We start from the raw sequence: 15218 nt of genomic DNA on the forward strand, positions 1-15218 counted from the left end.
TTGATGTTAGCATTAGTAAGTGTCTTGAAATCGTTTTCATATAAGTGTATAATTAAAGTAGGAGTATTATGTCTAAACTAAAAAATTATGATTCTGTAACATAACGAAAGTAGAAGAAATGCTGGTAACGCTATGACTCGTATTAAATAGGGATATCAGACATGGAAAGGTAAATTATTATGCAACCAACTATCTATGATGTTGCGAAGAAGGCAGGAGTATCTATTGCAACTGTATCGAAAGTGATTAATAAAAATGGACGAATCGGAAAAGAAACAAGAAAAAAAGTTTTGAAGATTATGGAGGAATTAAACTATCAACCTAGCGTTCTCGCTTCTGCTCTGACAGGGAAGAGGACGGAAACAATAGGGGTATTAATTCCGGATTTAACTAATCCTTTTTTCGCAGAAATTACAGCTAGTATGGAAGAACGTGCTCATGAACGTGGCTTCAGTGTAGTCATATGCAGCACAAATGATAGTGAAGAGAAAGAAGCGAAATACATCTCCTTACTATTGAGAAAAAAAGTGGATGGCTGTATACTAGCATCCCGTTTTAAGCAAGTCGGTTTAATTGAAAATATGGTGAAGCAAGGGATTCCCGTTGCTTTAACTAGTCAGGATATCCCTTCTCTTAATTTAAATACTGTTTCTGTTGATGATTACAAAGGTGGATATAAAGCTACTGCTTATCTTGGTTCTCTTGGCCATAAAAAAATAGCAATGATTGCTGAGAAAAATGTTCGAAGCAGTCATGAGAGAATAAAAGGGTATGTTGATGCAATGATTGAAATGGGCTTACCTTTTGATGACGCACTCATCCGAGAAGTAGAACCAACAGTGACAGGAGGAGAACAGGCAACCGAAGAATTATTGTCTTTGAAAGAACCTCCTACGGCCATTTTTGCAGGAAATGAAATTTTAGCAATAGGAGTATCTCGGGCGGCAAGATCATTCCAGCTAGATATCCCAAATGATTTCTCTGTCATTGGATTTGATAATACATTACTAGCAACGATTTGCGATCCACCATTAACAACCATTGCTCAACCAATTGAACAAATAGGTAAACAGATTGTTGATATATTAATTAGTGAAATTAATGGGGAATTAGGAAACAAGCAACGCATTATGCTGCCGCCAGAGTTAGTGATCCGTAAATCCACAAAGGAATTGTCTATAGGTAAGCGTTTGGATGAAGGTTGAATGACGATTTAGGAGAGGGGGTGTCTCAAAAGGTCTATTTTTGACCTATTGAGACACCCCATTTTTGGTTCATATACAAATACTTACCGCGTTGCTACAATTGATTTTCTTTTATATAACCATGATCCAATCATAAAGGTAATGAAACCCCATAAGACCATAATCCCAATGCCACTCCAAAGTGTACTTGAAAAGACACTAGTTGAATAAACCATACTTTCTCTTAAGCCTTCCACAAAATAGGTGAGGGGAAGGATATTTGATATGGGCTGAAGCCATGACGGCATCGTTTCAACTGGGAAGAACACACCGCTTAAAAACATCATGAGGAAGCTCGTAATATTGGCCACTCCCATATAAGCTTCTGTCGTTTTGCTGAAGGAAGAAAAGAAATATCCTAACGCATTAAAAGATAATGCCCCTAATAAGAAGACGACAAGGAGACTCGGAAAGTTAATAAATAGATTTGCCCCAAATATGAGTACACCTATGAGAGATAATAAAATAATTTGTATGACGCTAAATAGCAAGCGCATGACCATGTCACTTAACCCAAAAAGGTTCATATTTGCAGGCGTCATTCGCAACCTTTTGATCAACCCTTTTCGGCGCATTTCTACTAAATCAACCATACCAAACATTCCACCTTGAGCGATGGCTAAGGCAATCATTCCAGTAAGAAGAAAGTCTGTATAGCTTAATTCGGTATCGCCAGAAGAGATCGATTCAAATTGTAATTCATATGTAGGTGTTGCACCCACAGCATAGAGATTGGCTTGTTGTACAAAATGATTAAGCATGCCTGAAAGGGCTTGTGTAGTTACCCCTTGTTCGTCTTCTTTATTTACGATAAGCAGGATAGAAGTGTCATCTTCTGATTCTGGTAAAACGATGGCTGCATTTACATCCTGATATTTTACCATCTCCTCGGCTTCCTCTCGACTGATAAGTTCAGTCGTTTCCATTTCCAGTACTGGAATTTCAATAATTTGCTCAAGGAGCATTTCTGAAGTTGCATTTGGATTTTCATTTACGATCGCTACTTCTGCAGTAAACTCACTATCTGAACTGCCGCTAAAAATAGACATAAAGATGACCATCAAGATAACAGGGAAGAAAATCCCCCAAAACCAAGCTTGTTTTTCACGAAACGTCAGCTTTAATTGGGCTAAGAACATTTGCTTAAACTGCTTCAACTCAATCCCTCCATTCCTTACCAGTGAAGGCAATAAACACATCTTCCAAACTCATTTCACGGATCGAGACTTGCTCTACCTGATAGTTCTTTTCCTTCGTAAATCCAAATAAGTCATACAATGTATCCTCAGGGTTCGTTGTCCATAGTTTTAAAGACGTTTCTTCGCGTTCTGTACGGGCAACGGATTCAAGGTTTCTAGAAAATAGATCAGCTTCTTCTGCAGCTTCAGCTCCGTCAAGGAATGATAATCGTACTTCGCGTTCTTCCGTTAACTTTTCTATAAGGGCAGATGGTGTATCTACGGTGATGACTTTTCCTTGATCTACGATACAAACTCGATCACTCAACTTTTCAGCTTCTTCCATATAGTGGGTTGTTAAGATTGTCGTTTTTCCTAATGCTTTTAGCTGGAGGACAATGTCCCAGATGTTTCGCCTTGCTTGAGGATCAAGTCCTGTTGTCGGTTCATCGAGGAAGATGATGTCAGGGTCACTAATCATCGCGAGGCCAATGGCAAGTCGTTGGCGCTGACCTCCAGATAGTTTTTTTACATGATTATTGCGGTGATCAGTAAGATTAACGAGTTCTAGAATTTCCTCAGTAGGGCGGGCCTTGTCATAAAAAGTAGCAAAAAGGTTCAGGTTTTCTTCAGGGGTTAATAAGTCAAACATAGCACTTGACTGGGGCTGTACACCAATTTTCTTTTTAATCGTTTTTGCGTGCTGATCCCAATTCAACTCACCAAAGTGGATCTCTCCATGATCCGGTGTAACCAACCCTTCAATCATTTCAAGAGTCGTCGTTTTTCCTGCTCCATTTGGACCAATGATCGTAAATACTTCTCCAGCTTTTACTGAAAAATTGATGTCCTGCACAGCATGAATGGTTCCAAATGATTTTTTTAGATTTTTTACTGTTAATACAGCCATTTACTCTCCTCACTTTCATTGAAATTTCAGCATGTAATAATACGAAATAATTTGCAGAATAGTTTCACGATATCTGAACCATTTTTATTTTATTAACTTAAAATGGGAATTAGTGTTAAAATTTAAAACAAAGTAGTAGATTTGAATAGGGTAGTGTAGATAAGTGAAGGGGGATGGTCACAATCGATTTTTTTATATTTGTTTTATTTGCTGTGGTTGGTGGGTGTTTGTTAATTGGTACGACAAAACAAGAAAAGAAATGGCTTGGTGGAATTGGGGGAATAATGGCGGTCATTTTTATTGTTGTTAGTCAAATAATTAAACTCCAATCGGGGTTCTTTATAGAACGAAGTGTAGAAACTTCAGAACCTGTCGGGCAATGGGTCGTATCCTGTTTTATTGTTCTAGCACTCTATTTACTTATGATGATTAATTACCGCTGGATCAATGCTGCATTAAAGAAACAGTCGTGGCAAAAATGGGGATTAATTAGTTTGGATATATTATTTAGTCTTATTTATCTATGTTTCGGAGCATTTGCACTTTTTGTCGTTACTTTCACATACTTTCCGTTTGCGCCATAACAGATAAATAAGAGCGAACAGTTCTAGCACTGTTCGCTTTACTTGTGGTTGGACAGCTGAAATAGACTTTGAATTGGTTGTGAATGAGTAGTGTTTGTATGGATGGGACAAAGGTTTATGTTTACCCAACTTAAAGGAGATCAATGTTAAGATAGAAAATAACACAATTGAGCAGAAAAGTTGAGGTTTTTTAAAATATGAAACACTTATTATTTGTAGTTACGTTGCTCTTTCTTTTCGTTGGCTGTAGTGAAACAGAGAAGGTGCTAGAAAAAGAACCAGATTTTCAAGGGATGATTCACTATGAAGATGAACTAAATTCATTATTCTTTGTGTATGTTGATGATGATTTAACTCCTAGAGAAAAACAGGACTTTTATATCCCAGACTATATATATGGTTATTGGGTTGAATTAACAAATAGCACTATACTTTTAAATGATGAAGGAGAAGAGATCACCATCGGTGAAGCAGAATCAGGCAATGTGAGGGTTTGGGTTGAAGGAAACTTTAAAGAAACAAGAACGGCAATTAATGGTGATAGGAAAACGTTCTTTGAAATGATGGAAGAACAAAAGGGGTTTCCTTATTATAAAGCGGAACAAGTTACTTTTTTCACAGTTAAATTGACGAGAGATGATGTGATTGCCAATTTAAAGGCGTATGATAATGGTAAGTATACAGTTCATGGTTACTTTGAAAGTTCAAGAACATATGAAGAGAATATTGATCATGTTCACAAGTTGATGGCTTTAATGGATGACTTAGAAGAAATTGAAACCGGTAGTGTGAACATAGGTGGTTCTAACCTACCAAGCGGTGCGAAAGAATTAGGCATAGAAGAATATCCTTTCTATATTATTTTTGACACTGAAGAGATTGTATTGGAAACTAGTAGTATAGAAGAGGTTTATAAATTCTTTGAATAACTCTCTTAAATGTGCGGTGCACGATCATCAGTCTAACTGAGACGAGTGATCGTGCTTTTTTGTTCTTTTCTGTACATGGCGAATTAATGCGGAGTTATGGCGAGTAAAAAAGTAAAAGGGAGTACCGCTACTTTATTTTTCGATAAATCTGAATAAAAAATTATATCAATGTAATATTATTTGTTGACAATCATTTTGTGATTGTGCTATCATTCTCTCATTGCTAATATAAACAAATAACTGAATTTAATAGACTCTTATCCAGAGTGGCGGAGGGACTGGCCCGACGATGCCCGGCAACCGTTGGATCGAATGCGATCTAAGAAGGTGCTAAATCCTGCAAAGTGTAATGCTTTGAAAGATGAGAGAAGGGAATAAATAAACCTTTCTGCTCATCATACAGAAAGGTTTTTTACATTGTGGGAATAATAATTCAGAAAAAATGTTGTAATAAATTTGAGTATTCTTATAGGGAATGCTACCTATAAGGGGAAGGAGGAGCGGATGATTTCATTAACAGGAATTCGGAAAATATTCCTAACAAAAAATGGTCAAGTTACGGCAGTTGATGGGATTAACCTTACCATCAATGAAGGTGAAATCTATGGTGTTATTGGATATAGTGGTGCGGGAAAAAGTACATTAATTCGAATGTTGAACATGCTTGAGAGGCCAAGCGAGGGTGATGTTGTAGTTGCTGGAAGAAATCTTTCAAAACTAAAACCAACAGAGCTCCGTAAAGCTAGACAAGAAATCGGCATGATTTTTCAGCACTTTAACTTGCTTTGGTCGCGGACTGTACGGGAAAATATTGCGTTTCCGCTTGAAATTGCTGGTGTGAAGAAGACTGAGCGAATGAAGCGAGTGGATGAATTAATTAAGCTTGTTGGCTTAGAGGGCCGAGAAGAAAGTTATCCATCTCAATTGAGTGGGGGACAAAAGCAGCGTGTCGGTATTGCACGTGCGTTAGCCAATAACCCGAAAGTTCTTCTTTGTGACGAAGCAACGTCGGCATTAGATCCTAAAACAACCGATTCAATTTTGGATTTACTTGTAGATATTAACGAGCGACTAGGATTGACGATTATATTAATTACGCACGAAATGCATGTCATTCGAAAGATTTGTCATCAAGTTGCGGTTATGGAAGCTGGAAAGATTGTTGAGAAAGGGCCTGTACGAGAAGTGTTCCGTAAACCAAAAGAGAAGATGACAAAGGAATTCGTTAAGCAAATTACGGAGACTGATGAAACAGTTGAAGCCGTTGATCATATGCTTGCTGATTATCCGGACGGGCAGCTGGTGCAGCTGACGTTTGTCGGAGAAGAAGCAGAACGTCCGTTGATCACCCAGTTGATTAGACAATTTGATGTCGAGGTCAACATTATCCAAGGAAAAATAACGAAGATACAAGAGGGTTCGTACGGAACATTATTTGTGGCCTTAACAGGTGACAAAGATGAAATCGACAAAGCCATTGCATTTATCCGCGAGAAACAAGTGGAAGTGGAGGTGATCGCCCATGCTTGATCAATGGTTTGGAAGGGTAAGATGGGATCGGTTATGGGACGCCACACTCGAGACTCTTTATATGACGGGGATTTCCGTCGCGGCGACATTTATCATTGGGTTAATTTTAGGCCTTGTCTTGTATTTAACGAGCAAAGGAAACCTTTGGGAAAACAAGTGGATTAATACGGTATTTAGTTTAATTGTTAATGTGTTTCGCTCGATTCCGTTCATTATTTTAATTGTTTTGTTGATACCATTTACACGTATGCTCGTTGGTTCGATGCTTGGAGCCAATGCAGCCTTACCAGCATTAATCATTGGAGCGGCTCCGTTTTATGCTCGGATGGTCGAGATGGCATTAAGGGAAATTGATAAAGGTGTTATTGAAGCTTCTCAAGCAATGGGAGCAACCAAATGGGATATCATTCGAAAAGTCCTTATTCCTGAGTCGCTTCCAGCACTCATTTCCGGTATAACCGTAACAGCTATTTCGTTAGTTAGCTTCACGGCTATGGCCGGTGTAATTGGAGCAGGTGGACTCGGACACTTTGCTTACCTTGAAGGTTTTCAACGAAACAACAGTCAAATTACATTAGTTGCAACAGTGGTCATTTTAATCATTGTCTTTCTTATTCAATGGATTGGTGACTACTTTACAAATAAAACAGATAAACGATAACAAGGGGGATTTTTAATTATGAAAAAGTTTTTACGCTTACTTGGTGTAGCAGCATTATCCGCATCTTTAGTAGCTTGTGGTGCTGCAGAAGAAGAAACAACAGAAAATGCAGCTGGTGAAGAGGGAGAACAAGCTGAAACATCAACGCTAGTAGTTGGGGCATCTGCTGTGCCGCATACAGAAGTACTTGAATATGTTCAACCACTTTTAGCTGAAGAAGGCATTGAGCTTGAAATTGTCACATTTCAAGATTATATCTTGCCAAACCAAGCATTACGTGATGGCGATATCGATGCAAACTATTTCCAGACACCTGGTTACTTAGCGATGCAATTAGATGAAAATCCTGATTATGATTTTGTAAGCATTGGGGCTATCCACGCTGAGCCAATTGGTGTGTATTCTAAAGAATACAGCAGCTTAGATGAGCTTCCAGAAGGTGCAACAATTATCATGAGTGATTCAATTAGTGACCATGGACGTATTCTTCCAATTTTTGAAGAAGCAGGCTTAATTGAGCTTGATGTCGCAGAAGGTGCTTTAGCAACAGTAGACGATATCGTATCAAATCCTAAAAACTTACAGTTTGACAAGTATCAAGTAGAAGCAAGAATGCTTGCTCCTTCATTTGAAGCAGGAGAAGGCGAAGCAGTTGTGATTAACACAAACTATGCACTTGAAGGTGGAGTAGACATTGAGCAGTATGGTATTGCGTTTGAGGGAGCAGATGTTCTTCAACCAAACCTAATTGTTGTTCGTTCAGAAGACGAAAACCGTGCTGAGATCTTAAAATTAGTTGAAATTCTTCAATCAGAAGAAGTTCAACAGTTCATTATCGACACGTATGATGGTGCGGTCATTCCTTTAACAGGTGAATAATAAAATAGAATTTGAAAAAAGCTGCTGAGTTTTGTTACTCAGCAGCTTTTTTGGATTATGTATTTGTAACTGGCTGGGCTAGCAGGATTCGAACCTACGCATGACGGAGTCAAAGTCCGTTGCCTTACCGCTTGGCTATAGCCCATCGAAGTGACAATCTTATAGTATGTACTTGCAGAGATATTATTCTTCTTTCTCAGAAAAAGATGAAGAAAAGTCATTTTGTGAGGGGATGTAGACTCAAACTGAGGAATAGGAGTTGTGAAAAGTGCATCATGGGGTAGTTGAAATCAAATGCATAAACCGAAAAAAGTATCTAACAATACGTTAGTACAGTTATGATCCTTGCTATTGGGACAAGCAGGGTTTATCTCAGAGTGCATTTTCCAAGCGATGTAGTAGGAGCTTATTTATTAAGTGGGTTTTGGCTCTTTTTGACAATTTGGGTTTATCAATACATAAAAGAAAGACAACACAATCGAAAAATAAAGAGGGACTTCGCATAATCAGTGAATAAGGTTCTGTATTGTTGAGGGGAGGACCAATTTATTATTCAGGATATGTGACTTAATTAAATTCTGAATCCTTCCAGAAAAAAGAGCAAAGATGATTGACTTTCCTCCTTATTCTTTTCTTAGCTAAGTTTTTTTAGTTAGTGAAAAAGGAGAGAAGGGGAAGAACCCGAATCTCATCCTAATAACCTATTTTGATAACGACCAAAGTATTTTTTCTACTAACAAATTTGAGACATTTTTGTTCAACATGCCTTCCTTTGTATGGGCTGGAGTAAAGCAGCAAACCTTCCCTTTTTCATAGGAATGCTTCCAGCCTGCGATCGAATCGCCATCAACACCTGTGCTCCAAAGGTCGACTTCTGTGTTTTCTATTTCACAGTGGACAAAATACTGCTCATCGGTAAGGAGGAATGTATTTTCTCCGCTTTTTTCATTTTCCTTCAACATGTATGTAACCTCTTGAAGTCCCGGTGGGTGATAGTCAAAAGATCCTCGTAACATTTGAATATAATTGCTTTCCCCTTTATATCCAGCCATCCCAGCATGCCAAGCTAGTACACTGCCTCCTTCTTTAACATAGGTGGCAAGCTTCTGGTCCAATTCTTCTGTTAACCAAGTAATGACGTGTTCATCCTTAGGGTTTAGTTGATCCATTTTTGCATTGATCAATAAGTCTGGTTTCTCATCTAGAGCTTTGGATACTTCCTCGTGAGTAATGTACTGAAGATGAACGTCTTTTTTGTTTGGCATTCGGTCAACTGCAGCTTCCAAACCAACTTTGGCATCATCTCCAGCATGCCAGTAATCGCCTACTAGTGCTATGATCCTAATCAATTTTATCTCTCCTTACCAGTTTAGTTTATTTCCTTGATAATCAATGTACATGTGTTCATTTATCGCTGGGGATTTTAAAATTTGCTCCATAATCCCAGTCGCTGATTCGAACGCATCAATCGTTGCATCAGGATTAAAGTCACCAAAAATATACGTCTTCACATAACCTGGATGGAAAGCTAATACTTTGATTCCATATTCCTCTAATTGGTTTTGTAAGATTGTTAATTGCATATTTAATGCAGTTTTTGACATGCAATAGCCATACTCTTTCTTTCTCCAAGAATCTGCTAAACTCCCGGCTTCTGAAGAAATATTTGCGAGGATCTTACTATCACCTTTCATTAATAATGGAACGACAGATTTGGATACACGTAACGGCCCTAAGGCATTGGTGTTATAATGAGCCATCATATCGTCATAATTAAACTCTCCGAATACATCCTCAGAGCGATCCTTATAAATAGCAGCATTGTTAATCAAAATATCTAATTGACCGGCATGCTCTTTAATATAGTCCGCGGCCTGATCCACAGATTGCTGATCGGTAACATCTAATGTAATAATGTGTAAATCGTCACCATGCTCCTCCTTTAATTCATCAAGCTCAGCCCAATCCGTCATGTAGCGACCAGCAAAAACTTTGAAATTAGATTTCAAGAAAACTTTTGACAGAGCTAAACCTAACCCTCTATCTGCGCCTGTTATATAAATTGTTTTTTTCATTGATTATGAAACCTCCTGTATTTAAGTAAGTGCTTTCATCTATCTAAAATTCTCCACTGGTAAGGTAATTCCTTCTGGTTTTTATAGGAAGTGGAGAAGAAGAATGACTGACATATTTTCTTTTACAGCTTTTCATAGCTATACGCTAAAGCAGGAGGGGGAAAAAATGAACGAAAGACAACAACCTGTATTACATATCATTTATTTTAGTACTACAGAGCATAAGACAACTTTTGTGGAATTCTCTGGATTTGATAACGTTTTAAAAGAGAGCCGATCTTGGTATATCGTCTATACTTGTAGTTCAAATTGTTTAGAGTGCAGGTGTGCATGCGCTCCATTTCGTGTAAGAAATGAATCATGTATCCCTTCTTCAGCAATACCTTCCTCTGTTAAAACGATAAATCGCTGCGCATGGAGGATAGTAGAATGACGATGAGCTATAACAATGGTTGTACGTCTTTTGCTAATGATTCAAGAGTACGCCTGTTTTCTGTTCTATATCAACCTTTGTATTTAACACAGCCAAAAGAAAAAGAACCAAATTCTCTCATAAGAATCTGGTTCTTTCAAATTTAATCTGTGAAGGGGGAGCGACCATTGCGAGATCGTGCTTCCAATTGATTATGCAAGTCTCACCTTAAAGTCCTCATAGCCGAACTCACGCACAATACGGTAATCTCCATCTTTATCTTTCAGAGCAATCGCTGGTAATGGCATCCCGTTAAATGTTGTGTTTTTCACCATTGTGTAGATCGCCATATCTCCAAACACTAATCGATCTCCGCTTTTTAAGGGCTCGTCAAATGAATATTCTCCAATGACATCACCGGCAAGACATGTTTGTCCACCTAGTCGATATGTAAATGGCTTTTCGCCTTTTTCACCTGATCCTAGAAGAGGAGGACGATAAGGCATTTCAAGTACATCTGGCATATGACATGTTGCGGACGTATCAAGAATGGCAATTTCCATTCCGTTCTGCATGGTATCAAGAACAGTCGTAACGAGGTAACCTGCATTAAGTGCAATCGCTTCTCCGGGCTCAAGATAAACTTCTAAATCGTATTTCGTTTGCATTCTTTTAATACATTCTTCTAATAATGTGATGTCATAATCTTCTCTGGTGATGTGGTGACCTCCACCAAAGTTGATCCATTCTAATTGTGATAGCCAAGGGCCGAATTTTTCTTCAACTGCATTAAGCGTTGTTTCTAAGTCGTCAGAGTTTTGCTCACACAGGGTATGGAAGTGGAAGCCAGATACACCATCAAGCAACTCTGGACGGAAATTCTCAATGGTAACACCAAAACGGGAACCAGGTGAGCATGGATCATAGATCGCATGCCCAACCTGTGTAGAGCATTCAGGGTTGATACGCAAGCCAACTTTCTTACCAGCTTGAATAACTGTATCTTTAAACCTTTCTACCTGCGAGAAAGAGTTAAAGATAATATGATCACAATAGGAGATGATTTCATCAATTTCATCATCACGATAAGCTGGGGCAAAGACATGATTTTCTTTACCCATTTCCTCATGACCAAGTCTTGCTTCATATAACCCGCTTGCTGCTGTCCCGCTTAAATACTTCCCGATGAGTGGGTACATCGTCGACATTGAAAATGCCTTTTGTGCAAGAATGATTTTCGCACCTGTACGTTGCATAACTCCATTTAGAGTCTTTAGATTCTTTTCCAAAAGACTTTTGTCTACTACATAACAAGGTGTTGGTAATTCTTCAAACCGCATCTTAACGTACAGACTCCGGTTGTTTGATTGGCTCATTATCCACAAGCTCTGGGTTTAAACTTTCTTTCCAAGGTAAGCCCCACTTGTTTAATGCTTCCATGAATGGATCTGGATCGAATTCTTCAATGTTGTATACGCCTGCTTTATTCCACTCTCCAGTCATAATCATCATAGCACCGATCATGGCAGGAACACCTGTTGTATAAGAGACTGCTTGTGAGCCTACTTCATTGAAGCATTCTTGGTGGTCACATATGTTATATACGTAGTATGTTTTTTCTTTTCCATCTTTTTTCCCTTTGAAAATACAACCAATGTTTGTTTTTCCTTTTGTACGTGGTCCAAGAGTAGATGGATCAGGTAGTAGTGCTTTTAGGAATTGAAGTGGAACGATTTCTTTCCCTTCATATTCGATTGGCTCAATTGAAGTTAAACCAACATTTTCTAGACATTTTAAATGAGTAAGGTAGCTCTCACCAAATGTCATGAAGAAGCGAATTCGTTTAATGCCAGGAATATTTACAGCAAGAGATTCAAGTTCTTCATGATATAATAAGTACATATCTTTTTCCCCAATTTCTGGGAAGTTGTAGACACGTTTGATTTCCATTGGGTTCGTTTCTACCCATTCGCCGTTCTCCCAGTAACGTCCGTTTGCAGAAACTTCACGGATGTTGATCTCAGGGTTAAAGTTCGTAGCAAAAGGATAGCCATGATCGCCTGCGTTGCAGTCAAGAATATCGATGTATTCAATTTCATCAAAGTGATGCTTTAGGGCATGTGCTGAAAAGACACCTGTTACACCAGGATCAAAGCCGCTTCCTAAAAGAGCTGTAATACCAGCTTTTTCAAAACGCTCGCGGTAATCCCACTGCCATTTGTATTCAAACTTTGCCGTATCTTCTGGCTCATAATTCGCTGTATCTAAATAGTGTGTTTTTGTTGCAAGGCAAGCATCCATAATTGTTAAATCTTGATATGGCAATGCTAAGTTCATAACGATATCTGGTTTTACCTCTTCAATCAATGCGATTAACTCATCGACATTGTTTGCATCAATTTGTGCAGTCGTAATTTTCGTTTTCCCGCCATCAAGTTTTGCTTTTAAATCATCACACTTTGACTTTGTACGACTAGCGATACAAATTTCTTCAAATACCTCGCTGTTTTGAACACATTTGTGGATGGCTACAGATGCCACTCCACCACAACCAATAATAAGCGCTTTTCCCATTATCCTATCTCCTAACTAAATAAATTTTACAAATGGAAGAGAAGTCCGTAACAAACTCTTAGAATGTCTATACCCAAGATGGTATGGATATAACCTCTCAAAAAACGTTTGAACAACAAAAAGCAAGTGCCAAACGCATGATTGCGCACAACACTTGCTAAGATATCAACATTAATAAATATTAAATAAGCATAAGTAAAACCACATAAGTAGACATCGACTACCATAAAAGAACATTATGATAGAAGGCTTTTTAATATTTAAAATATCTTAATAGGATCAGAGTCTATATAGCAAATAATTACTTTTTAGCACTCTTATTGACCGTTTCACAAGTTGATGTGCAAATGCACTGGTTGTAAAGTAACCAACTTATAAAATTTGAGCTTTTAACTCAATCAATAAGGCAACTAAGTTGCCAGTCGGCTTTGACCAGCTGTCCGTATGGCTTTAACTTACCGTTTGTAAGTGGTCAAAATTATCTGCTTGGAAAGACCCAGTTTCAGTAAAATTTAGCTCTCCAAATAATGCTTCTCTAGCGTAGCAACATCTTATCAAAATATCAATAGGCATATTAAAAAAAAATAAAAAAAATAAACTGGGAAATTTATCTAGGTTTAAATGGTGGAACAATCAGAGCTCTCCTATTGTTATTCTATAGAAAGACGAATAGACCTAAAACAAAACAAAGTATTTCTTGATATTAATTATTATTAAGTATCGATTTTTGAATTGTGGATGATAAACTAAGAAAAAAGTTGATACCTATTAAGAAAAACAAGGAGGAATAAACATGTATAAAGTAAATAATACGATGGTAATTGAGAAAATGGACGAGCACTTTTGCCTGGTATCTGAATTAAAAGGGAAGAAAGTAGTAGAGATGTGCTTTGCTACAATTGAATATGCGCTCTCTTATTCATTGAGCGTAAGTATTGCACTACTTGTTAGTGGAACAAGTGATCATATATAGTAAAAGCTAGCCGTCTAAATGATTGACGGCTCTTTATCTTTAAAAGCACGAACAAGTAAGGTTTTTTATAATTACAGCAATCGTGCTTCATTTTATTCGTTAAAGGCTTAGTAAAGAAATTTCAAGTCCAAAAGCCGGGTTTATCATGATTAGGCCAGAATGGGTTCCTGCTGGTGAAGAAAGAAAGGCGGCTAGTCTTTTTTACATGAAATCGTACGGCAGAGAAATTGCTCTTAGGCACTGTCCATAGTGCACAATTAACGGTTGCTGATATACCAAGGGATCCATTTGATCTAACAGTTGACTGGATTGCACCTGAAAGCGAATTAATTAAAACCAACTCCCCTTATAAGAAGCCAGCAGGATTACAGTGGGAGTTAGTAACTGAAATTGAATTTGAAGAAATGCCTGTATTAATAGAGATATGGGAGCTTACAAGAGAATCAAACAATAAGCCTAGTCCCCTTGGAACTAGGCTTATTGTTGCTACTTCTTACAACTGGTATCAAATTTTCATTTTTCTTCTTTTTGCTTGCTAGTATTTCTGGAGCTTCTGCATGCTCATACCCTTAGATGTTAAAATGAGTAAAGCAGATCGCAACTCTTATATGGGAGTTCATTATTTCACTTCTAATACAATAGAGTTATTGAACTTAATTTGATCATTATTAGTCTTGATATAGGCTTACGAGATGAGGGATATTGTGTATTATGGCTTAGAACCGAATTTTTGGCTGAATCTAGTACTCTTATTAACGCTTGTTGTAGTATTGATCATTTCATTTGATGTAGTTATGAGAAGGTGGTTAAAAGTAAAGAGGGAAAGCCTTTTTTTATACCATCACGTAAACAATAAACACAAAAAAATTGATTGGTCGATAAGAATTTTTGTTATTGTCATGATCATACTCGGGTACATCATTAATAGCCAAAGGGATTACATGGAGAGTATTTGGTTTTTTGAAACATGGTTTATTATGCTTATATTTATACTATTGTCAGGAGCAACTCAAGCATATATGGAATGGAAATACGCAAAAAATAGAAATGCTTATCGATTAACTCTAAGTCAATTAGCGTTTGCAACTATATTATTCTTTTTGATATACAAGACGAATTTCTTCGGTTTGGTTGGATAACATGACATGCGAATGTAATCTATTTAGAGGAACGACTTAACTCTCAGCAAGGAAAGGTTATAAGTCAATTAAACTTTAAATGGAAGTAAGGGTTTTAATTGTTTCAAGGTGGTGCTTGAATATGAATAAA

The 15218-nt window shown here is 37.7% G+C and carries 17 protein-coding genes, 1 tRNA gene and 1 riboswitch; of the genes, 11 read left to right on the forward strand and 7 right to left on the reverse strand.

The window, feature by feature from the left end; all coding sequences use genetic code 11:
- The first annotated feature begins 179 nt into the window (after nt 1-179).
- Nucleotides 180-1205, forward strand: a complete 1026-nt coding sequence (locus AC1FXP_RS12255) for a LacI family DNA-binding transcriptional regulator (protein WP_480061730.1) — start codon at nt 180-182, stop codon at nt 1203-1205.
- An 83-nt stretch (nt 1206-1288) separates the two neighbouring features.
- On the opposite strand, the gene AC1FXP_RS12260 is transcribed toward AC1FXP_RS12255, so the two are convergent.
- On the reverse strand, nt 1289-2401 hold the full coding sequence (locus AC1FXP_RS12260; protein ID WP_480061732.1) for an ABC transporter permease: 1113 nt from the start codon (nt 2399-2401) through the stop codon (nt 1289-1291).
- Nucleotide 2402: 1 nt separating this feature from the next.
- Nucleotides 2403-3332 carry an ABC transporter ATP-binding protein gene (locus AC1FXP_RS12265; protein WP_480061734.1) on the reverse strand — a complete coding sequence of 310 codons (930 nt, stop codon included), beginning with the start codon at nt 3330-3332 and terminating at the stop codon, nt 2403-2405.
- 173 nt (nt 3333-3505) lie between these two features.
- On the opposite strand from AC1FXP_RS12265, the gene AC1FXP_RS12270 reads away from it, so the two are divergent.
- From AC1FXP_RS12270 to AC1FXP_RS12290, 5 genes are all read left to right on the forward strand, one after another.
- The gene (locus tag AC1FXP_RS12270) at nt 3506-3916 is read left to right on the forward strand and encodes a hypothetical protein (RefSeq protein ID WP_480061736.1); all 411 of its coding nucleotides are present in this window, start codon (nt 3506-3508) and stop codon (nt 3914-3916) included.
- Nucleotides 3917-4113: 197 nt separating this feature from the next.
- Nucleotides 4114-4845: a hypothetical protein gene (locus tag AC1FXP_RS12275; protein WP_480061738.1), complete on the forward strand. Its 732-nt coding sequence runs from the start codon at nt 4114-4116 to the stop codon at nt 4843-4845.
- Nucleotides 4846-5099: 254 nt separating this feature from the next.
- Nucleotides 5100-5213, forward strand: a riboswitch (SAM riboswitch).
- 136 nt (nt 5214-5349) lie between these two features.
- Complete coding sequence (locus tag AC1FXP_RS12280; protein WP_480061740.1) at nt 5350-6375, forward strand: methionine ABC transporter ATP-binding protein; 1026 nt, start codon at nt 5350-5352, stop codon at nt 6373-6375.
- A complete protein-coding gene (locus AC1FXP_RS12285) occupies nt 6368-7036 on the forward strand; it encodes a methionine ABC transporter permease (protein ID WP_480061742.1) in 669 nt (222 codons plus the stop codon). Before AC1FXP_RS12280 ends, AC1FXP_RS12285 begins: the two co-directional genes overlap by 8 nt.
- Nucleotides 7037-7054: 18 nt before the next feature.
- Entirely contained in the window at nt 7055-7915 is an 861-nt protein-coding gene (locus tag AC1FXP_RS12290; protein ID WP_480061744.1) for a MetQ/NlpA family ABC transporter substrate-binding protein, read from the forward strand.
- 70 nt (nt 7916-7985) lie between these two features.
- Here AC1FXP_RS12290 and AC1FXP_RS12295 read toward each other — a convergent pair.
- Nucleotides 7986-8060, reverse strand: a tRNA-Gln gene (locus AC1FXP_RS12295).
- A gap of 193 nt (nt 8061-8253) precedes the next feature.
- Here AC1FXP_RS12295 and AC1FXP_RS12300 point away from each other — a divergent pair.
- On the forward strand, nt 8254-8421 hold the full coding sequence (locus AC1FXP_RS12300; protein WP_480061746.1) for a phosphatase PAP2 family protein: 168 nt from the start codon (nt 8254-8256) through the stop codon (nt 8419-8421).
- Between the two features lie 195 nt (nt 8422-8616).
- Here AC1FXP_RS12300 and AC1FXP_RS12305 read toward each other — a convergent pair whose 3' ends face one another.
- Both AC1FXP_RS12305 and AC1FXP_RS12310 read right to left on the reverse strand, forming a co-directional pair.
- The gene (locus AC1FXP_RS12305) at nt 8617-9264 is read right to left on the reverse strand and encodes a ThuA domain-containing protein (RefSeq protein WP_480061748.1); all 648 of its coding nucleotides are present in this window, start codon (nt 9262-9264) and stop codon (nt 8617-8619) included.
- A gap of 12 nt (nt 9265-9276) precedes the next feature.
- Nucleotides 9277-9990, reverse strand: coding sequence for an SDR family oxidoreductase (locus tag AC1FXP_RS12310; protein ID WP_480061750.1), 714 nt, complete (start codon nt 9988-9990; stop codon nt 9277-9279).
- A 429-nt stretch (nt 9991-10419) separates the two neighbouring features.
- On the opposite strand from AC1FXP_RS12310, the gene AC1FXP_RS12315 reads away from it, so the two are divergent.
- Nucleotides 10420-10569, forward strand: a complete 150-nt coding sequence (locus AC1FXP_RS12315; protein ID WP_480061752.1) for a hypothetical protein — start codon at nt 10420-10422, stop codon at nt 10567-10569.
- 45 nt (nt 10570-10614) lie between these two features.
- Here the strand turns inward: AC1FXP_RS12315 and nspC are convergent, their stop codons facing one another.
- Entirely contained in the window at nt 10615-11742 is a 1128-nt protein-coding gene (gene nspC / locus AC1FXP_RS12320; RefSeq protein ID WP_480061754.1) for a carboxynorspermidine decarboxylase, read from the reverse strand.
- 1 nt (nt 11743) lies between these two features.
- Nucleotides 11744-12976: a saccharopine dehydrogenase family protein gene (locus AC1FXP_RS12325; RefSeq protein WP_480061755.1), complete on the reverse strand. Its 1233-nt coding sequence runs from the start codon at nt 12974-12976 to the stop codon at nt 11744-11746.
- A gap of 793 nt (nt 12977-13769) precedes the next feature.
- Here AC1FXP_RS12325 and AC1FXP_RS12330 point away from each other — a divergent pair.
- The 3 genes from AC1FXP_RS12330 to AC1FXP_RS12340 all read left to right on the forward strand — a co-directional run bounded on the left by AC1FXP_RS12330 (nt 13770) and on the right by AC1FXP_RS12340 (nt 15088).
- Nucleotides 13770-13949, forward strand: coding sequence for a hypothetical protein (locus tag AC1FXP_RS12330; protein WP_480061757.1), 180 nt, complete (start codon nt 13770-13772; stop codon nt 13947-13949).
- A gap of 227 nt (nt 13950-14176) precedes the next feature.
- Entirely contained in the window at nt 14177-14488 is a 312-nt protein-coding gene (locus AC1FXP_RS12335; RefSeq protein ID WP_480061759.1) for a hypothetical protein, read from the forward strand.
- Between the two features lie 165 nt (nt 14489-14653).
- Nucleotides 14654-15088 carry a DUF4181 domain-containing protein gene (locus AC1FXP_RS12340; RefSeq protein ID WP_480061761.1) on the forward strand — a complete coding sequence of 145 codons (435 nt, stop codon included), beginning with the start codon at nt 14654-14656 and terminating at the stop codon, nt 15086-15088.
- Nucleotides 15089-15218 lie beyond the last annotated feature (130 nt).

Source organism: Halalkalibacter sp. HAAS-P013 (assembly GCF_056619925.1).